Annotated in this window: 16 protein-coding genes and 2 tRNA genes; 6 read left to right on the top strand and 12 right to left on the bottom strand. The window is 71.3% G+C overall.

The window, feature by feature from the left end; genetic code table 11:
• Nucleotides 1-132 precede the first annotated feature (132 nt).
• From ACWFRU_RS37545 to pgsA, 4 genes are all read right to left on the bottom strand, one after another.
• Nucleotides 133-687, bottom strand: a complete 555-nt coding sequence (locus ACWFRU_RS37545; protein WP_453692593.1) for a hypothetical protein — start codon at nucleotides 685-687, stop codon at nucleotides 133-135.
• Nucleotides 688-750: 63 nt separating this feature from the next.
• Nucleotides 751-1,911 carry a glycosyltransferase family 4 protein gene (locus ACWFRU_RS37540; RefSeq protein WP_453692592.1) on the bottom strand — a complete coding sequence of 387 codons (1,161 nt, stop codon included), beginning with the start codon at nucleotides 1,909-1,911 and terminating at the stop codon, nucleotides 751-753.
• On the bottom strand, nucleotides 1,908-2,846 hold the full coding sequence (locus ACWFRU_RS37535) for a phosphatidylinositol mannoside acyltransferase (RefSeq protein ID WP_453692591.1): 939 nt from the start codon (nucleotides 2,844-2,846) through the stop codon (nucleotides 1,908-1,910). The genes ACWFRU_RS37540 and ACWFRU_RS37535 overlap by 4 nt, the downstream gene beginning before the upstream one ends.
• The gene (pgsA, locus tag ACWFRU_RS37530) at nucleotides 2,843-3,508 is read right to left on the bottom strand and encodes a phosphatidylinositol phosphate synthase (protein WP_453692590.1); all 666 of its coding nucleotides are present in this window, start codon (nucleotides 3,506-3,508) and stop codon (nucleotides 2,843-2,845) included. The genes ACWFRU_RS37535 and pgsA overlap by 4 nt, the downstream gene beginning before the upstream one ends.
• A 258-nt stretch (nucleotides 3,509-3,766) precedes the next feature.
• On the opposite strand from pgsA, the gene ACWFRU_RS37525 reads away from it, so the two are divergent.
• On the top strand, nucleotides 3,767-5,965 hold the full coding sequence (locus tag ACWFRU_RS37525; RefSeq protein ID WP_453692589.1) for an elongation factor G-like protein EF-G2: 2,199 nt from the start codon (nucleotides 3,767-3,769) through the stop codon (nucleotides 5,963-5,965).
• Between the two features lie 131 nt (nucleotides 5,966-6,096).
• Complete coding sequence (locus ACWFRU_RS37520) at nucleotides 6,097-7,764, top strand: hypothetical protein (RefSeq protein ID WP_453692588.1); 1,668 nt, start codon at nucleotides 6,097-6,099, stop codon at nucleotides 7,762-7,764.
• 6 nt (nucleotides 7,765-7,770) lie between these two features.
• Here the strand turns inward: ACWFRU_RS37520 and ACWFRU_RS37515 are convergent, their stop codons facing one another.
• Nucleotides 7,771-8,334, bottom strand: coding sequence for an HIT family protein (locus tag ACWFRU_RS37515; RefSeq protein WP_453692587.1), 564 nt, complete (start codon nucleotides 8,332-8,334; stop codon nucleotides 7,771-7,773).
• Between the two features lie 67 nt (nucleotides 8,335-8,401).
• On the opposite strand from ACWFRU_RS37515, the gene ACWFRU_RS37510 reads away from it, so the two are divergent.
• The gene (locus ACWFRU_RS37510) at nucleotides 8,402-9,058 is read left to right on the top strand and encodes a potassium channel family protein (protein WP_453692586.1); all 657 of its coding nucleotides are present in this window, start codon (nucleotides 8,402-8,404) and stop codon (nucleotides 9,056-9,058) included.
• Nucleotides 9,059-9,086: 28 nt separating this feature from the next.
• Here the strand turns inward: ACWFRU_RS37510 and thrS are convergent, their stop codons facing one another.
• The 3 genes from thrS to ACWFRU_RS37495 all read right to left on the bottom strand — a co-directional run bounded on the left by thrS (nucleotide 9,087) and on the right by ACWFRU_RS37495 (nucleotide 12,989).
• A complete protein-coding gene (gene thrS / locus ACWFRU_RS37505; protein ID WP_365820991.1) occupies nucleotides 9,087-11,063 on the bottom strand; it encodes a threonine--tRNA ligase in 1,977 nt (658 codons plus the stop codon).
• Nucleotides 11,064-11,184: 121 nt separating this feature from the next.
• Nucleotides 11,185-12,426: a hypothetical protein gene (locus ACWFRU_RS37500; protein WP_453692656.1), complete on the bottom strand. Its 1,242-nt coding sequence runs from the start codon at nucleotides 12,424-12,426 to the stop codon at nucleotides 11,185-11,187.
• Nucleotides 12,423-12,989 carry a DUF4365 domain-containing protein gene (locus tag ACWFRU_RS37495; protein ID WP_363210977.1) on the bottom strand — a complete coding sequence of 189 codons (567 nt, stop codon included), beginning with the start codon at nucleotides 12,987-12,989 and terminating at the stop codon, nucleotides 12,423-12,425. Before ACWFRU_RS37495 ends, ACWFRU_RS37500 begins: the two co-directional genes overlap by 4 nt.
• Before the next feature lie 168 nt (nucleotides 12,990-13,157).
• Here ACWFRU_RS37495 and ACWFRU_RS37490 point away from each other — a divergent pair, with 168 nt between their 5' ends.
• Nucleotides 13,158-13,883, top strand: coding sequence for an exonuclease domain-containing protein (locus tag ACWFRU_RS37490; protein ID WP_453692585.1), 726 nt, complete (start codon nucleotides 13,158-13,160; stop codon nucleotides 13,881-13,883).
• Nucleotides 13,884-13,958: 75 nt separating this feature from the next.
• On the opposite strand, the gene ACWFRU_RS37485 is transcribed toward ACWFRU_RS37490, so the two are convergent.
• Nucleotides 13,959-14,030 (bottom strand) — tRNA-Val (locus ACWFRU_RS37485).
• A 62-nt stretch (nucleotides 14,031-14,092) separates the two neighbouring features.
• Complete coding sequence (locus ACWFRU_RS37480; RefSeq protein WP_453692584.1) at nucleotides 14,093-14,539, bottom strand: SRPBCC family protein; 447 nt, start codon at nucleotides 14,537-14,539, stop codon at nucleotides 14,093-14,095.
• Between the two features lie 91 nt (nucleotides 14,540-14,630).
• On the opposite strand from ACWFRU_RS37480, the gene ACWFRU_RS37475 reads away from it, so the two are divergent.
• Nucleotides 14,631-17,342 carry an SCO7613 C-terminal domain-containing membrane protein gene (locus ACWFRU_RS37475; RefSeq protein ID WP_453692583.1) on the top strand — a complete coding sequence of 904 codons (2,712 nt, stop codon included), beginning with the start codon at nucleotides 14,631-14,633 and terminating at the stop codon, nucleotides 17,340-17,342.
• A 116-nt stretch (nucleotides 17,343-17,458) separates the two neighbouring features.
• On the opposite strand, the gene ACWFRU_RS37470 is transcribed toward ACWFRU_RS37475, so the two are convergent.
• Nucleotides 17,459-17,530, bottom strand: a tRNA-Val gene (locus tag ACWFRU_RS37470).
• 66 nt (nucleotides 17,531-17,596) lie between these two features.
• Entirely contained in the window at nucleotides 17,597-18,028 is a 432-nt protein-coding gene (locus tag ACWFRU_RS37465; RefSeq protein WP_365820986.1) for a TIGR02611 family protein, read from the bottom strand.
• A 191-nt stretch (nucleotides 18,029-18,219) separates the two neighbouring features.
• Here ACWFRU_RS37465 and ACWFRU_RS37460 point away from each other — a divergent pair, with 191 nt between their 5' ends.
• Entirely contained in the window at nucleotides 18,220-18,633 is a 414-nt protein-coding gene (locus ACWFRU_RS37460) for an SsgA family sporulation/cell division regulator (protein ID WP_003959770.1), read from the top strand.
• Nucleotides 18,634-18,743: the final 110 nt, after the last annotated feature.

Raw genomic sequence — 18,743 nt, 5'->3', positions numbered from 1 at the left:
CTGAAGACGGGTTACTGCGTCTACGAGGAAACTCCCGGCCACCAGTCCACAGCAAGGGCCAATGGACGACCGGTGGCTCATTTTTCCCGGACGCCCCTGGTCAGCGGCGTGCCCGGTGGCCTGTTCGGTCGGTCAGGGGTTCTGGGTCGTCGCGCGGTCGGCCAGCGCGACCGGCGGCTCGTCGTCCATCTCGAAGGCCATCGGGAACGGCGCGTGCCCCGCGAGGCGGAACCAGCGGACCTTGCGGTGCCTGCGCAGGGCACGGGCCGCGCGTACGGCGTCGTTGTGGAAGCGCCGGGCCATCGGCACCCTGCGTACGGCGGCGGCCAGCTCGGACGCCGCCTCGTCGCCGCCGGGGGCCTCGCGCACCGCCTCGACCTGCTGCACCTCGCCGAAGATCGCCCGCAGCGCCTGGCTGAGCTCGCTCTCGGCGACCTCGCGGTGCTCCTCCTCGGCCTGCCGGGCCGCGTGTGCCGCTTCGTAGAGCACGATGGAGGCCGCCGGGTCGAGCACCCCCGAGGTGGCCAGTTCCTGGGCGACCGACGCGCGGCGCAGCAACTGGGCGTCGAGGGCGGCGCGGGCCGCGTCGATGCGTGCGTGCAGCCGGTCGAGGCGGCCCGCGGTCCAGCTCAGGTAGAGGCCGATCGCGAAGAGGGCTGCCGCGATCCAGATCAGTGTCGAGGTCACCGGCCCGAGGCTAGTCCAGGCGGCCCGTCCCCAGGACCGCCGGGCTCCCCGGACCCGCCGCGGTCAGTCCCGTGCGAGGCCGAACCGCGCCCGCAGACCGGTGCGTTCGTCGGCGGCCACCGCCGCGGCCCCGTCCGCCACCGTCTCGTACACGGAGAGGATGTCCGCGCCCACCGTCGACCAGTCGAAGCGGCGCACGTGCTTGCTGCCGCGCTCGCGCAGCTCGTCGCGGCGACCGGGGTCGCCGAGGAGCCGCAGCGCCCCCTCGGCCAGCGAGTCCGCGTCCTCGTTGGTGAACAGGTCGCCCGCCGTGCCCTGGTCAAGGACCTGCGCGAAGGCGTCCAGATCGCTGGCGAGCACGGGTGCGCCCGCCGACAGCGCCTCGACGAGGATGATCCCGAAGCTCTCGCCGCCGGTGTTGGGAGCGACGTACACGTCGACGCTGGCCAGCAGGCGCGCCTTGTCCTCGTCGCTGACCATGCCCAGGAACTCCACCCGCTCCCGCATCTCCACGGGCAGCGAGGAGACGGCCTCGTGCTCGTCACCGCGGCCCGCGACAAGGAGCCGGGTGTCGGGGCGCTCGGCGAGGATCTTCGGCAGCGCCTTCATCAGCACCGGGAGGCCCTTGCGCGGCTCGTCGATGCGTCCGATGAAGCCGATCGTGCCTCCCTGCCACTCCACCTTGGGCTCGACCTTGGCGAAGAAGTCGACGTCGACGCCGTTCGGGATGACGACCGCGTCGCCGCCCAGGTGCTCGACCAGCGTGCGGCGCGCGTACTCGCTCACCGCGATGCGCGCGCTGATCTTCTCCAGGGCGGGCTGCAGGATCGGGTACGCCGCGATCATCGCCCGCGAGCGCGGATTGGACGTGTGGAACGTCGCGACGATGGGGCCCTGCGCCGCCCAGCACGTGAGCAGCCCGAGGGACGGCGAGGTCGGCTCGTGGATGTGGATGACGTCGAACGTGCCGTCGTGCAGCCAGCGGCGCACCCGGGCGGCCGACAGGAACCCGAAGTTGAGCCGGGCCACCGAGCCGTTGTACGGCACGGGAACGGCGCGGCCCGCCGAGACGACGTACGGCGGCAGGGGGGTCTCGTCGTCCGCGGGGGCCAGGACGGACACCTCGTGTCCCAGGCGGATCAGGTGTTCCGCGAGGTCACGGATGTGGAACTGGACGCCGCCCGGCACGTCCCACGAGTAGGGGCAGACGATGCCGATCCTCACGGGGCGGTCCCCTCACCGGGGCGCGCGGAGCCGTCGGCGGGCCCCTTGGCGGGGTCGAGATCAGCGAGCCACAAGCGCTGCAGCATGTGCCAGTCCTCCGGATGGTCGGCGATACCCGTGGCGAAGGCGTCTGCCAGCGCCTGCGTCATGACAGACGTCTTCTCCGTACGGGTACCTGTCTCGGGGACATCGATGGGGGCGTGAACACGCCCCTTCATGACGGGCGTCTCGTCAAACCAGAGGGTGACGGGCAGCAACAGCGCCCCCGTCTGCTGCGCGAGCATCGCGGGCCCCGCGGGCATCCGCGCGGTGTCCCCGAAGAACTTGACCTCGACCCCGGAGGCCGAGAGGTCCCGGTCCGCGACGAGGCAGACCAGGCCGCCCGCGCGCAGCCGGCGCGCCAGGGTGCCGAAGGCGGAGCCGCCCTCGTGCGGCAGGACCTCCATGCCCAGGCCCTCGCGGTAGGCGACGAAGCGGTCGTACAGCGTCTCGGGCTTGAGGCGCTCGGCGACCGTCGTGAAGGGCGTGTCCAGTTTCGTGGTGACCCACGCGCCCGCCAGGTCCCAGTTGCCCAGGTGCGGAAGGGCCAGAATGACGCCCCTGCCGGAGGCGAGGCCGTCCGTCAGGTGGTGGAGGTCCTTGCCGTCGAAGCCGCCCTCGATGCGCTCCCGGCTCCACGACGGCAGCCGGAACGACTCCATCCAGTAGCGCAGGTAGGAGCGCATGCCCGCCCTGGACAGCTCGCGCAGGCGCTCCGGGCTCGCGTCGGGCACCACGCGCGCGTAGTTCGCCTCAAGACGCAGGACGCCCTTGCCGCGGCGCTTCCACGCGGCGTCGGCGATGGTCTGGCCCAGGCGCACCGCCACCGGTTCCGGGAGCTTCTTGACCGAGCTCCAGGCGGCTCCGTAGAGCGCGTCGGTCAGCCGGTCCTTCACGACGTGGCCTCACTGCCCTGCGCCTGCGTGGCCGCGTCCGCCTCCGCGGACTCCCTGCGCACGGTCACGACGCGCTGGACGAGCGTGACGAGGCTGCCGACGGCGACGATCCACAGGGCGATGGGCAGCAGGACGTCGATGCCGGGGACCCCGAACTTGTGCAGCCCCGCGAGGCCCGCGGCGACCAGCGAGATCACCAGGCGCTCGGCGCGCTCCACCAGGCCGTTGACCGCGACGGGCAGGCCGATCGCCTCGCCGCGCGCCTTGGTGTACGAGACCACCTGGCCGCTGGCCAGGCAGAAGATGGAGACGGCGCACAGGATGTTGTCGTCGCCCGAGCCCGCGTACCAGAGCGCGAGGCCACCGAAGATCGCGCTGTCGGCGACCCGGTCGAGCGTCGAGTCCAGGAAGGCTCCCCAGCGGCTGGAGCGTCCCAGCTGCCGCGCCATGTTCCCGTCGACGAGGTCGGAGAACACGAAGAGCGTGATGACGATCGTGCCCCAGAAGAACTCGCCGCGGGGGAAGAAGACCAGCGCACCCGCCACCACACCGGCCGTGCCGATGAACGTGACCGCGTCGGGGCTCACGCCGCGACGGATGAGAAACGCGGCGAACGGTGTGAGAACACGCGTGAAGAATGCACGCGCGTACTTGTTCAGCATGGCCTTCCCGAGGGGTCGGTGAGCCGCGCGGCCCTGTTGGCCACCGGCTGGCCCATCGTAGCCACGCCGTTGACGGACCGGCTCGCCCCCTCACGATCGCGTACGACGTATGGACGCACAGTGACCCGAGTGGAAAGCTCGAAAGCACCGCGGGCGTCGCCGGAGCCGACCCGCACACGGCCCCGCGTGTCCGCGAGCAGCCAGCATCCCCGAGGGGGCTGTGCCTCCTCATCGCGCACGTGACCGGGAGGCCAAGGCATGGGCGACAAGGCGAACGCACACCCCGGAGCCGCCGGCAGGGCTACGGCGGCCGACCACCCCGCGTCCGTACGGAATGTGGTGCTGGTCGGCCACAGCGGATCGGGCAAGACGACTCTGGTGGAGGCCCTCGCGCTGACCGCGGGCGCGGTGAACCGCGCGGGCCGTGTGGAGGACGGCACCGCCGTCTCGGACTACGACGAGATCGAGCACCGGCAACAGCGCTCCGTACAGCTGTCCCTGGTCCCCGTCGAATGGGGCGGCTACAAGATCAATCTTCTGGACACCCCCGGGTACGCCGATTTCGTCGGCGAGTTACGGGCCGGTCTGCGCGCCGCGGACGCGGCCCTTTTCGTCGTTTCGGCGGCCGACGGCGTGGACGGCGCCACCCGCATGGTGTGGGAGGAGTGCGCGGCGGTCGGCATGCCGCGGGCCATCGTGGTGACCCACCTGGAGGCGGCCCGCGCCGACTTCGGCGAGATGACGCGGACCTGCGCCGAGGCCTTCGGGGCCGACGATCCCGACGCCGTGCTGCCGCTGTATCTGCCGTTGCACGGCGCCAAGGGTCCTGACGGGCACGCGCCGGTGACCGGTCTGGTCGGGCTGCTCTCGCAGCGGATCTTCGACTACGCGTCCGGCGAACGCAAGGAGTCCGAGCCGGGCGAGGACCAGCTTCCGCTCATCGAGGACGCACGCAACAAACTGATCGAGGGGATCATCGCCGAGAGCGAGGACGAGTCCCTCATGGACCGCTATCTCAGCGGCGAGGAACTCGACTTCAAGACCCTCGTGGACGACCTGGAACGAGCCGTGGCGCGCGGCATCTTCCACCCCGTGCTCGCGGCGGCCCCCGCCGCCGAGGGCGCCCGGCAGGGCATCGGCACGGTGGAGCTCCTGGAGCTGATCACGGGTGGCTTCCCCACCCCCCTGGAGCACCCGGCGCCGGCCGTCACCACCCCCGGCGGCAAGGCGCGGCCCGCGCTCACCTGCGATCCCGCGGGACCGCTGGTCGCCGAGGTGGTGAAGACGGCTTCCGATCCCTACGTGGGGCGCGTCTCGCTCGTACGCGTCTTCTCCGGCACCCTGCGTCCCGACGAGACCGTGCACGTCTCGGGGCACGGCCTTGCCGACCGCGGCCACGAGGACCACGACGTCGACGAGCGCGTCGGCGCGCTCTCCTCCCCCTTCGGCAAGCAGCAGCGCACGCTCAGCAGCTGTATCGCGGGAGATCTGGCCTGCGTCGCGAAGCTGAACCGCGCCGAGACGGGCGACACCCTCTCGGCCAAGGACGATCCGCTCCTGATGGAGCCCTGGGACATGCCCGACCCGCTCCTGCCGCTCGCCATCCAGGCGCACAGCAAGGCGGACGAGGACAAGCTCTCCCAGGGGCTCTCACGCCTGGTCGCCGAGGACCCGACGATGCGCCTGGAGCAGAACCAGGACACCCATCAGGTGGTCCTGTGGTGCCTGGGCGAGGCGCACGCCGATGTCGCCCTGGAGAGGCTGCGCAGCCGTTACGGCGTGCAGGTCGATGTCGTGGCCCACAAGGTCTCCCTCCGGGAGACGTTCGCGGGCAAGTCGGCGGGACGCGGCCGGCACGTGAAGCAGTCCGGCGGCCACGGCCAGTACGCGATCTGCGAGATCGAGGTCGAGCCGCTGCCGGGCGGCAGCGGCATCGAGTTCGTCGACAAGGTCGTGGGCGGCGCCGTGCCCCGGCAGTTCATCCCGTCCGTCGAGAAGGGCGTGCGCGCGCAGGCCGCGAAAGGTGTGGCCGCCGGATACCCCCTCATCGACGTACGCGTCACGCTGCTCGACGGCAAGGCGCACTCGGTGGACTCCTCGGACGCCGCGTTCCAGACGGCGGGCGCGCTCGCCCTGCGCGAGGCCGCGGCCGACGCGAAGATCCACCTCCTGGAGCCGGTCGCGGAGGTGCGGGTCCTGGTCGGCGACGATCACGTGGGCTCGGTGATGAGCGACTTCTCGGGGCGCCGCGGCCGGGTGGTCGGGACGGAGCAGGCGCCCGGCGGGCGCACGCTCGTGCGGGCCGAGGTGCCGGAGATCGAGATCGGGCGGTACGCCGTGGACCTGAGGTCCCTCTCGCAGGGCACCGCCCGCTTCAGCCGCGCGTACGCACGCCACGAACCGATGCCGCCCCAGCTCTCCGAGAGGATTCGTGAACAGGCCCAGGACGTCTCCTAGTTGCGGGCATGCGGCAGGGCGCACGGATGCGCCCTGCCGCATGCCGGTGCGTCCGGATACGCTGATGACCTGATCAACAGGTGTGCCGGGCAAGGAAGTCGGGAAGAGCCGCAGCAGCAAGGTTGGCGGCGATGGGGGCGGCAGTGGCGGACGACGTATTCGACTTCAGGCCCGGGGCCCAGGTCCCGCTGTCCGGGGCCGCAGGACAGACGGCGGCGACCCACGCCCTCGCGTCGGCCGCGTACCGCGACGACAAGGTGTCGAAGATCCTCGACGCCAACAACGAATGGCACAAGTCCGAGGTGAAGGAGGGGCTTTGGTCGCTCTTCGCGCCGAATCTGGGCGAGGCGTTCGCACGGGCGGTGCAGGTGCGGATGCTCGGCGGCGCCCGCAAGCCGCTCATCCAGTCCTTCGGCATGGAACCGCAGTCGATCGTCGAGCACTGCCTGGCGGCGAACAACATCCGCAAGGAGCGCGACCGCTGGCTCACGGTGGTGATGGTTCTGTGCGGGCTGTTGTTCCTGCCGGGGCTGCTCGTCTGGCTGCTGCTCTTCTCGATCAAGCAGGCGGTGGTCAAGCGGGACAACAAGCGGGCGAGCGCCATCGCGACGGCCGTCCTGGTCGCCGTGGGCGTGCTGGCCGTGATCTTTCTCATCAAGCTGCCGGTCGGCGGCCTCCTCGGCTGGTACATCCGCGCGGCGATCGTCGTCCCCGTGGCGGGCTGGTTCTGGGCCAAGCTGATCGCCGAGCGCACCGCGCGGGACCTGCGCGAGCGCTGGGGGAGCCTGCTCTCCGGCGGCGGCATCGGCGCCAAGATCCCCGAGGCGGTGCCGGGCAGCCCGGGCGAGACGGCCGCCGAGCAGCTCCGGCAGGGCCTCGCGCGTCTCTCGGCGGAGCAGCAGAGCAACTCGGTCTTCTACGCGGGGCCCAAGGGAATACTGGGCATGGGCACCCGCTGGGGCAGCTGGCAGCTGGCCGAGGAGCTGGTCTCCGCCAAGGAGGGCACGGAGATCCACCCGTTCCGCAGCTGGGACGTCATACGGGCGGTGCACGACCAGCTGCGGCTGCTCGAACGCGGCCCGCTGCACACCGGCGGCTTCCCGACCCCCTCGATAAAGCACTGGATCGTCTCCCCCATCGGGGAGAACGCCAAGGCGGTCGCCCGCCCCGGCGGCACGGAGGTCGAGGCCTATCAGGTCCGCGGCCACGAGATACAGCGGATCTGCAACGAGCAGCAGTTCGGCAGCGGTAACCGGCACTACCTCGGCGTCCAGTTCACGCTCTGGGACGGCCAGTTGGTCATCACGATGCTGATCACGGTGACCGTCCTGCACGAGACCCTGCGCATCGAGGTCACCGGCCACGCGCTCGGCCCGGTCCACTCGCTGTTCACCAGCAAGCCCGACCCCAAGGTCAAGCAGGTCGCCAAGCCCATCAAGTTCTGGGAGACCACGGAGCGCAAGCTGCCGCTGGTCGACGCCGACGAGGTCGTGCGCCTCGCGGTGCGGGCGCCCTTCACGTGGTATCCGCCGATCCTGGACCACCTCGGCGGCAAGCTGGTCCTTCCCGAGCCGTTCGGCCTGCGGCACGCCTGGGCGGACAAGCCGTGGCGGCACCGCTTCATGGCCGACGACGCGCTGCGCGCGGCCACCCCCGTGCTCCGCGTCGTGCACTCGGCGGCCATCAAGGTGCTCGAGGAGAACGGCGTGAACACGGAGAAGTTCGGCGCCCGCTCCGGCTTCCTCAGCGGCGCGGTCCAGGACCCGATGCCGAGGAAGGCGGACGTGTACGACGCGTGAGGCGCGTCAGAGACCGGCGGGCCAGGCGTCCGCCAGCATCTTGCGGGTGTCCGCGAGCAGCTGCGGCAGGATCTTCGTGTGGCCGACGACCGGCATGAAGTTCGTGTCACCGCCCCAGCGCGGCACGATGTGCTGGTGCAGATGCGCGGCGATGCCGGCGCCCGCCACGGTGCCCTGGTTCATGCCGATGTTGAAGCCGTGCGCGCCTGACGCGGTGCGCAGCGCGGTCATGGCCTGCTTGGTGAGCACGGCCAGCTCGGCCGTCTCCGGAGCGGTCAGCTCCGTGTAGTCGGCGACATGGCGGTAGGGCACGACCATCAAGTGGCCGCCGTTGTACGGGTAGAGGTTGAGCACCGCGTACACATGCTCGCCCCGGGCGATCACCAGGCCGTCCTCGTCGGATTTGGCCGGGATGGAGCAGAAGGGACAGCCGTCGTCGGCGCCCGGACCGCTCGGCTTGTTCTCGCCCTGGATGTACGCCATCCGGTGGGGCGTCCACAGGCGCTGGAACGCGTCCTGCGTCCCCACTCCGATCTGCTGCTCCGGCTCACTCGTCATGCAGTGCAGCATATGACTTGGTCCGATCGAAGCGTGTCGGCGGGGCGCCCGCCGGGCCCGGCACGGCCAAGCTGGACCGATGAGCGATGACAGCCGTCAGGCACGCTGGGAGAACCGCACGGAGGCGCCTCTCGCCGTGGCCTCACTGCTCTACCTGACCGCGTACGCGGTCCTCGTCCTGGCCTCCGGGCTGCCCCCGGCATGGCGCGGCGTCTGCCTCGCGGTGCTCCTCACGGCCTGGGCCGCGTTCGCCGTGGACTACGCGGTGCGGTGGCGGCTGAGCGGGCAGGGGCCCCGCTTCATGCGCGCGCACTGGCTGGACACCCTGGTCCTCGTGCTGCCCCTGCTGCGGCCGCTGCGCGTCGTGCACGTCTATGAGGCCGTGCAGCGCAGGCGGGGGCGGCCACGGCTCGCGCTGCACGCGCGCGTGGTCACGTACGCGGGTCTTTCGGCGCTGCTCCTCGGCTTCACCGGGGCGCTCGCCGTCTACCAGCACGAGCACGCGGCGCCGGACGCGACGATCCGTACCTTCGGGGACGCCGTGTGGTGGACCGCGGCCACGCTCTCGACCGTGGGCTACGGCGACGTGGCACCCGTGACACCCGTGGGGCGCCTGGTCGCGGTGGGCGTCATGCTCAGCGGCCTCGCGCTGCTCGGCGCGGTGACGGGGTCGTTCTCGTCGTGGCTGCTCCAGGTGTTCGCGCGCGAAGACGACAAGAGGCCCCCGGGACGCTGACCGTCCCGGGGGCCTCTCCTGCCTCAGGTCACACCTGTACGCGGCTCTCCACTACGTCCAGGAGCTTGGCGAGCGCCTGCTCGCGCGGAATGCCGTTCTCCTGCGAGCCGTCGCGGTAGCGGAAGGAGATCGTGCCCGCGTTCATGTCGTCGTCACCGACAATGATCATGAACGGGACCTTCAGCTTCTGCTGCGTCCTGATCTTCTTCTGCATGCGGTCGGAGGAGGCGTCCACCTCGACCCGCAGGCCCTTCTTCTTGGCCTCGGCCGCGAACTCCTGGAGGTACGGGATGTGCGCGTCCCCGACCGGGATGCCGACTGCCTGGACCGGGGCGAGCCACGGCGGCATCGCGCCCGCGTAGTGCTCCAGGAGCACCGCGAAGAACCGCTCGATCGAACCGAAGAGCGCGCGGTGGATCATCACCGGACGCTGCTTGGTGCCGTCCGGCGAGGTGTACTCCAGGTTGAAGCGTTCCGGCAGGTTGAAGTCGAGCTGCACGGTCGACATCTGCCAGGTGCGGCCGATGGCGTCCTTGCACTGCACGGAGATCTTCGGGCCGTAGAAGGCGGCGCCGCCCGGGTCCGGGACCAGCGGCAGGCCCTGCTTCTCGGCGACCTTGCGCAGCGTCTCGGTGGCCTCTTCCCAGACCTCGTCCGAGCCGACGAACTTCTCCGGGTCCTTGGTGGACAGCTCCAGGTAGAAGTCGGTCAGGCCGTAGTCACGCAGGAGGTTCAGGACGAAGGTGAGCGTCGTGTCGAGCTCGTCCGCCATCTGCTCCTTGGTGCAGTAGATGTGCGCGTCGTCCTGGGTGAAGCCCCGGGCACGGGTCAGACCGTGCACGACACCCGACTTCTCGTACCGGTACACCGTGCCGAACTCGAAGAGGCGCAGCGGCAGTTCACGGTAGGAACGCCCGCGCGCGTCGAAGATCAGGTTGTGCATCGGGCAGTTCATGGGCTTGAGGTAGTAGTCCACGCCCTCGTCGAGCTGCATGGGCGGGTACATGCCGTCGGCGTACCAGTCCAGGTGGCCCGAGGTCTCGAAGAGCTTCCCCTTCGTGGCGTGCGGGGTGTAGACGAACTCGTACCCCTCCTCCTCGTGGCGGCGCCGCGAGTAGTCCTCCATGACCCGGCGGATGATGCCGCCCTTGGGGTGGAAGACCGCGAGGCCCGAGCCGATCTGCTCCGGGATGGAGAACAGGTCGAGCTCGCTGCCGAGCTTGCGGTGGTCGCGCTTCTCGGCCTCGGCGAGGAACTCCAGGTGGGCCTTGAGCTCGTCCTTGGTGGGCCACGCGGTGCCGTAGATGCGCTGGAGCATCGGGTTCTTCTCGCTGCCGCGCCAGTACGCGGCGGCGTTGCGCATCAGCTTGAAGGCCGGGATGTTGCGGGTGGTGGGCAGGTGGGGACCGCGGCAGAGGTCCTTCCAGCACAGGTCGCCGGTCTTCGCGTCGAGGTTGTCGTAGATGGTCAGCTCGCCGCCGCCCACCTCGACGTCCGCGCCGTCGTCGCTGGAGGCGGAGCCCTTGATGCCGATGAGCTCCAGCTTGTACGGCTCGTCGGCGAGCTCCTCGCGGGCCGCCTCATCGGTGACGACGCGGCGCGAGAAGCGCTGGCCGCGCTTCTGGATCTCCTGCATCTTCTTCTCGATGGCCTTGAGGTCCTCGGGCGTGAAGGGCTTCTCGACGTCGAAGTCGTAGTAGAAGCCGTTCTGGACCGGCGGGCCGATGCCCAGCTTGGCCTCGGGGAAGAGTTCCTGCACGGCCTGCGCCATGACGTGCGCGGTGGAGTGGCGCAGGATGTTCAGGCCGTCCTCGGAGGAGATCTCGACCGGCTCGACCTCCTCGCCGTCCTGGACCGCGTACGCCAGGTCCTTCAGCTCTCCGGCCACGCGGGCGGCGACGATGGTGCGCTCTCCGGCGAAGAGTTCGGCGGCCGTAGTGCCCGTCGTCACCACGCGCTCTTCCCGCTCGGAATCGCGTTGGATGATCACACGGACGTCTGACACCGGTCTTCTCCTACCTGAAGGGGGTCGCGGCAGATCTGCTCCTGCACGCGAAACGAATCGTACCGAGCCGGGGGCGCCCACCGCGAAACGGTTGTCCCCCGGGCCTCGGCCGCACCCCGCCTCAGTCCCCGCTGCACGCCTCCTCGAAGAAGTCGAGGTTCTCCTGGAGCGACTTCATCAGGCGGTCCCTCTCCCCCTCCTCCACCTGCACCGGGGCCACCCCCGAGGCCCCGGTGAGCCGCCGGAACCCGCCCCGGCTCTCCAGACGCCCGTGCACCCGGATCGGCAGCCCGACCAGGTGGGCATGGCCCGCGATGCGGTACGACTCCTCGTCGAGCGTCATGCGTACGTGGGGGACGTCGGCGCCCGCGAGCACCCGCACCCGCACCGTGCCGTCTCCCCGGGGCCCCGACCGCCGCATCCGCACCACGGCCCCCGTGATCCGCACCGCCATCGCGGGCTCGTCCCGCAGATAGCGGGCGCTCGCCTCCCTGAGCACCGGCAGGTCACCGGGCGAGAACTCGACGGGCCCGGCGTCGACGGCGCACCCCTGCGGCACCCCGGCGGCCGGCGCCCACTGAACGGCGACCCGTGCCCCCTCCGTGCCCCGCACCAGGGCCACGACGGCCTCCGTCAGCTCATGGCTGGCGCCCGCCTCCACCGCACCGTCGAAGGCGTCCATGCCACCGGTGGCGCGCTGGTAGTCGACGGCCTCGCGGACCGCGTACAGCGCCTGGTGCAGCCGTACCGCGAGCAGCCGCCCCGCCAGGACGGGCACGAACGCGGTGAGCCGGCGCCCGCCGGGAGCGGGCCCGACCAGGACGCTCTCCAGGGACGCGGCGGCGGGCCCGCGGTGCCGCGCCCCGTAGTACCCGGCACGGCCGCGCGCGGCGAGGGCCCCCGCGAGCAGCATCTGCCGTGCCGCCGCCCGCAGCTGTTCCTCCGCCGTCCAGGTCGAGGCGCCCGCCGGACCCGCCGGGACATCGCGCCACCAGCGGATCTCGTCGCTGGGCACGGTGAGCCCGACGAGCACGTCACGCGCGGACGGCGACGCGCTGCGCGCCAGGGCGGTGAGCGCCTCGCCGAGCAGGTCCTCGCAGTCGGGGAAGGCCCTGTTCTCCGGCACGAGCAGACTCGTGCCGCCCCCGCCGGGCCCGGGCGGGGTCCAGCGGGCATAGCGCCCCGCCGCTCCCCCGCGACGACGCCAGCCGTGCCGGCCGAGCAGCGCGCCGAGCACGGCGGGATCGACCTGCGAGGGATCGGGGGGACCCAGCGGGGCCGCCGGAGCGGCCCAGCTGCCCGCGGGTTCCACGGGGTGCGGGCGAACGGGGCGTAGTGGCTCTTCGATCGGGCGGTGCATCAGGGTCTCCCTCCCGTCCCGACCCGCGTCATGATCTCGCAGAGGGCCTTGTCGTCGAAGATCCGCGAGGTCGGGACGCGCACGGTGGTCCTGCGCCGGCCGGTCACCTGGTGTCCGGCGAGGTTGGTCCAGTAGCAGCAGTGCCGCAGGTCGAGCCGGTCATGACCCGCGCGCAGCCAGTCGTCCTGCGACCGGGGCACGAGCATCACGACCAGGATCTTGTGCACCGAGACCGGGGTGCGGGCGAGCTTCTCCAGGTGGGGGTTGTCGAGCGTGAAGGAGAACGTCGGCCCCGGCGGGTTCGGTGGTATCTGGTACGTGCACTTGAGCTGCACCTTGATGGTGACTTCGTCGTCGACCGTGTGCCCGGGGGCGCTGTGGCTGACGTGCCAGTCGATGCCGTTGTCCGGAAACGGCTGGGAGAGCGAGCACCCCGCCGCTGCGGCGACGGCGTGCAGATAGCCCACCTGAAGGGTCTCCATACAGGCGGTGGTGGCGAGTGTGCCGCGCGGCGGTGCGATCCGCTCGGGCAGCAGCCCACCCTGTTCGGGCTGCGCGAGCGCCATGTCCAACGAGCCTTCCGAACCAGTGAATCCCCGCTTCGGGCCGGTCAATTCCCAAGCCCTGTACCTCTGTTGTCTCCGGGCCGCGTACAGCGCAAACGGCCCGGGTATCACCGGGGTGGGCAGGGGAGGAAAGCCATCTGCCGGACATGATCGAGGAGTTGCGTCACTATGACGTGCTGGTACGAGGGGCCCTTGGCCGCATTCGACACGGAGACCACGGGCGTCGACGTCGAGACCGACCGCATTGTGTCGGCCGCCGTCGTCGTCCAGCAAGGAGCGGGCACCCGCCCGCGGATCACTCGCTGGCTGGTGAACCCGGGCGTTCCGGTGCCCGAGAGCGCCACCGCGGTGCACGGCCTGACGGAGGAACATCTGCAGCACAACGGCCGCTGGCCCGCGCCGGTGATGGAGGAGATAGCCAGGGAGCTGGCGGAACAGGGCGCGGCGGGCCGCCCCATCGTCGTCATGAACGCGCCCTTCGACCTGACCATCCTGGACCGGGAGTTGCGCAGGCACCGCGCCTCGTCGCTCAGCCACTACATGGCGGGCTCGTCCCTGTGCGTCCTGGACCCCCGGGTCCTGGACAAGCAGCTCGACCGCTACCGCAAGGGCCGTCGCACACTGACCGACCTGTGCGCGCACTACGCGGTGGAGCTGGACGAGGCGCACGACGCGGCGGCCGACGCGCAGGCCGCGCTGGATGTCGTACGTGCCGTGGGCAAGCGTTTCGCCTCGCGCCTCGAACGGCTCTCGGCGGCCGAGCTGCACGCGCTGCAGGCGGTGTGGCACGCGGCGCAGGCGCGCGGCCTGCAAGCCTGGTTCGCACGCAGCGGTACGCCGGAGGCAGTGGATCCCGCGTGGCCGCTGCGCCCCGAACTCCCGGCGGCGGCCTGACGATTGACACCCGCCGCGTACTGCCCGCGGGCATGAAAAAACCGGTCCGTCGACGACGGACCGGCATTCTCCGGGTGGGCGATACTGGGTTCGAACCAGTGACCTCTTCGGTGTGAACGAAGCGCTCTCCCACTGAGCTAATCGCCCGGGAACGGACTGAACAATACAGGTCTTCGCGGGTTTCCTTCAAACCGCTTGTGCGAGGACCGTCAGCTGCGCCCGAGGTGCGCCCTCAGCCCGCGCTCACCGGCACGCATCATCAGCGCGTGATTGAGGAGGAAGACGGGTCTGCCGGGGACGGCGAGGCGTCGCATCAGCGGTTTCCGCACCACCACTTCCTGCGCGTACAGCGCCCGTGTGCCGCCCGGCACCGCCGTGACGGTCCAGCGCGCCCAGCCCTCCAGGTCCCCGGTCATCGCGATCTCCAGGACCCCGGCGGCGGGGTCGCGGCGGCGCTCCTCGGCGGTGACGAACAGGTCGTACGGCAGCAGGGAGCGGAAACGCGCCGTGCCGCTGCGCTCGTCGACGGGGGTCACCTCCCGCACCTGGGGCCACCACGCCGGATAGTCCTCGGCGCGCTCCAGGGCGGCGAAGACGTCGGCGGGTGGCGCGGGCACGTTCCAGATGCTGCGGAAGCGGTAGTGGCTCCAGTCCATGGACCGAGTCTGCCGGTCGGGCGCCGATCTGAGTACGTCCTGAGTATCCGCACCGATGCCTGTCGCTGTGTCCGGGACCACACTCCCCGGCATGACCAACATTCCGCCCCCGGCCGAGGAGCTCAGGATCCTCGACCTGGAGCTGCGACATCTCGACGCGCGCAGGGCGCAGTTGCTGCAGCGTCGCGCCTGGCTCCTTGGCGCACTCCGGACGGTCGCGGCCCCCGCGCCCGCTCCCCCGCGGCCGGTCCGCGCCCCCGAGGCCACACCGCCGAACGTGCAGAACGCGCTGCTCACCCTGGGCGGCGTCCTCCTGACGATCGCGGCCATCGCCTTCACGCTGGTGAGCTGGGGACACCTGGGCATCGGCGGGCGCGGCGCCGTCCTGGCGGCCGTGACGCTGACGGCGCTCGGCGTGCCCGTACTGCTGCTGCGCCGGAGGCTGCGTTCGACGGCGGAGACGGTGGCCGCGCTCGGCCTCACCCTGACCGTCCTGGACGCGTACGCCCTCCATGCCGTCGCTTTGCCTCGGACGGACGCCCTCGGCTACACGGCGACCGCGTCCGCCGTGCTCGCCGCACTGTGGACGGCCTACGGGCTTGTCTTCCGCGAGCTGCGGCTGCCCTTGCCGCTGGCCGTCGCGACCGCGCAACTCCCGCTCTTCCTCGGGGCGCTCGCGGCGGACGCGGGTGTCCACGGGACGGGGGCGGCGCTTCTGGTGACGGCGGCGTTCGATGCCGCCGTCGCGCTGCGGGTGAGCGACCCCGCCGTGCGCGTGGTCGCGGCCGTCGGCGCTTGCGCCACGGGCTCGTGGGGCGCGTTGGGCGCCGGCTATCTGTCCTGGTCGGCGGCGGATCTACCGGACGCGGCGCGAGCGGGAGCCCTGCTCCTGCCGGCGGCGTCGATCGCGCTGGTGTCGGCGTGGCTGATCCCGCGGGCCCCGCAGGCGACGGGCGCCGCGTTCGCGGGCGGCCTGCTGGTGACGGCGGCGGCCGGTGGCGTGCTGCGCGAGGCACTGCCCTCGGCGTGGACGGTGCCGGCCTACCTGGCGTGTGCCGTAGCGCTCTTGGCGGTCGTCCGCACCGCGCTGCCGCGGCGGGTCCTGCGCGGGGTCGCCGGTGCGGGTCTCCTGGTGCAGGGGCTCGCGCTACTGTGGACACTCCCCACGCTCGTGGCTGCGGTGGCCGGACCGGTCAGCTGGGCCGGAAAAATCTGGACGGGCACACCGCGGGACATGGCCGAGGCATCCCCTCTGCCCGACCTATCCGTGCAGCACCCCGCCCTGGCCTCACTCGTACTGGCCACCGTGGCCGCAGTCCTATTCACAGCGCCACGCCTCCTACCCTCACCGGCTGACGAAGGGGCAACACCGCCACCCACCCCCGTCACGCCGACTGCACCCGGCACTATCACTCCCGCCTGGTCCAGCCCCACCGCAACGGGCCCGTCCAGTCCCAGCACTCCCGACCGGTCCAGCTCCACCACGACGGACCCATCCAGTCCCACCACAACGGGCTCATCCAGCCCCAACGCCCCGCGCCCCTCCAGCCCCACCACTCCCGACCGGCCCAGCACCAAGACGTCCCCGGCCACACCACCAGCCGCACCAGCCGCCCCGGTCGCCTCGCCTGCCACCCCCGCCGCAGCCCCGCCCGCCGCCTCGCCCCTGCCCCGCCCCGACATCGCCCGCGCCGCCGCCCTGGGGCTCGTCTGGGCCGCCCTCGTCATCCTGCCGTTCGCCCTTCAACTCCCTTACGCGGTCGGCGTATCGGCCTACGCGGTGCTCACCGCGGGCCTGCTTGCCGTCGCGTCGCGGGGTGGGTCGAAGGTGGTCGCGCTTACCTCGCTGGGCCTGGGGGTCGTCTCCTCGGTGAGCGTCGCGTTCCTTGCCCTTGCCACCACCCCCGCGACGCTCGGCACTCTGGCCGCCCTGACGGTGCTCTTCGTGGCGGCCACGGTTCTCGCGGCCCGGCGCCCGGTGCCCGTGCCGGGGGTCGCGCCTGTCGCCGTCTGCGCGGCCGTCACGTACGCCACCGCGCTCGCCTGCGCCTCGGGGGCCGCCGGGGGCCTGCGCGCGGACCACACGGGGCTCCTGACCCTCACCGTCCCGGCGCTCACCGCCCTCGCCGCGGCCCGGCTCGGCCGCCATCCGCTGGCACCGCCGACCGAGATCTCCGGGGCAGTCGCGGGCGGGCTGGCGATCACCCTCACCGCGGGGCACGCGACGACTCTCGCCCTGGCCCTCGCGCTCGGCGGTCTCATCGCCGCGGGCACCGCACTCCGCACGGACCGCCGCCCTGTCGGCTACGCGGCCGGGGTGCTGTTCGTCCTGGCGACCTGGGTCCGCCTCGCCGCCTGGGACGTCGGGACCCCCGAGGCCTACACCCTGCCGGCCACCGTCCCCGCACTCCTGATCGGCGCCCTGCGGCGCCGCCGCACCCCCGAGACGTCCTCCTGGACGGCGTACGGGCCCGGCCTCGCCGCGACCCTCCTGCCGAGCCTCGTCGCCGCCTGGAGCGACCCGCACTGGCAGCGGCCGCTGCTCCTCGGCGTCGCGGCCCTGCTGCTCACGCTGGCGGGCGCCCGGCACCGGCTACAGGCGCCCCTGGTGCTGGGCGGCACGGTCCTGGCCCTGGACGCCCTGCACGAACTTGCGCCCTACATCGTCCAAGTGGTGGACGCCCTGCCGCGCTGGCTGCCGCCGGCACTCGCCGGGCTTCTGCTCCTCGCGATCGGCGCGACGTACGAACAGCGGCTGCGCGACGCACGCCGGGTCCGTGACGTTCTCGGCAGAATGCACTGACTCCGCTTTTCCCGGGCGGCAGCCGACGGAGTATCAATTTCCTTCCGCCGCACGGGAAATGCAGCGAATACGACTGCGGCCCGGAGGCTTAAAGCCTCCGGGCCGCAGTTCCGGGGTGGGCGATACTGGGTTCGAACCAGTGACCTCTTCGGTGTGAACGAAGCGCTCTCCCACTGAGCTAATCGCCCCGGGCGCACGGAGAACATTACCGCATGTCAGCGGGTGCCTCCGACCGCCGTGGAGTCACCCGGAGGTCACTCCTTGATCTTCCATGGCATCTCGAGACCGAACTTCCAGACGTAGACCGCGACGAGCACGGCGACGATCACCAGACCGACGGTCGTCAGGATGATGTTCCGGCGGCGCACCTTGGGGTCGAGCGCACGCTGCGCCGCCTCGGTGACCTTCCGCTTCGTCCAGCGAAGCACCAGCTGGGCCCAGACGAACTCGGTCGCCCAGATCGCCATTCCCCCGAAGATCACCAGCCAGCCGGGGCCCGGCAGTGGCAGCATGACGATGCCCGCGGCAACCACGGCGAGGCCGACGATGAACACGCCCACCTGCCAGCTGAGGTGCAGCGCCTTGCGTGCCTGGATGTACTCCGGCGCACGCGATCCGAGCGGCTGTTCGTCCTTCGTGCCGGTGATTGTTTCGGCAACCCCCGGTTCGTTACTCCCCGTATTCATACGGCCAAACCCTACCGGACGGAAACCGGTCACTGGAATGGCTGTACCCCTCGAACGAACAACCCGCCGTACGAGCTACCTAAAGACACCCAAAACCCTCAGAGGGGTTTACAACGGCACCGTAGGTGGCATGTCGATTTCGCCGACGTGCGAATCCCCGAGCGCACACTGAGCGAAAGGCCCTGGCGCTTATGAACACCACGGTCAGCTGCGAGCTGCACCTGCGCCTCGTTGTGTCGAGCGAGTCCTCACTGCCTGTACCCGCAGGACTGCGGTATGACACGGCCGATCCCTATGCCGTGCACGCCACCTTCCACACCGGAGCCGAGGAAACCGTCGAGTGGGTGTTCGCCCGCGACCTCCTCGCCGAGGGCCTGCACCGGCCCACCGGTACCGGCGACGTCCGAGTCTGGCCGTCCCGGAGCCACGGTCAGGGCGTCGTCTGCATCGCCCTGAGTTCCCCCGAGGGTGAGGCTCTGCTCGAGGCCCCGGCGCGGGCCCTGGAATCGTTCCTGAAGCGAACCGACGCGGCCGTGCCGCCCGGAACGGAACACCGCCACTTCGATCTGGATACGGAGCTCTCGCACATCCTGGCCGAAAGTTAGTTCCAGGCCGCGCGAGAGCGCCCGGCGCCGTCCGACTCGGGGCGACGGCTCGGGCACGACAACCGCACACAGCAGACACACCGGCGCCGTCGCCGCGGATTCCCGCGGCG

This window comes from Streptomyces sp. NPDC055099, from assembly GCF_053607685.1.
The sequence above is the reverse complement of the archived record's forward strand: the minus strand, read 5'-3'. Positions and strand labels throughout refer to the sequence as shown.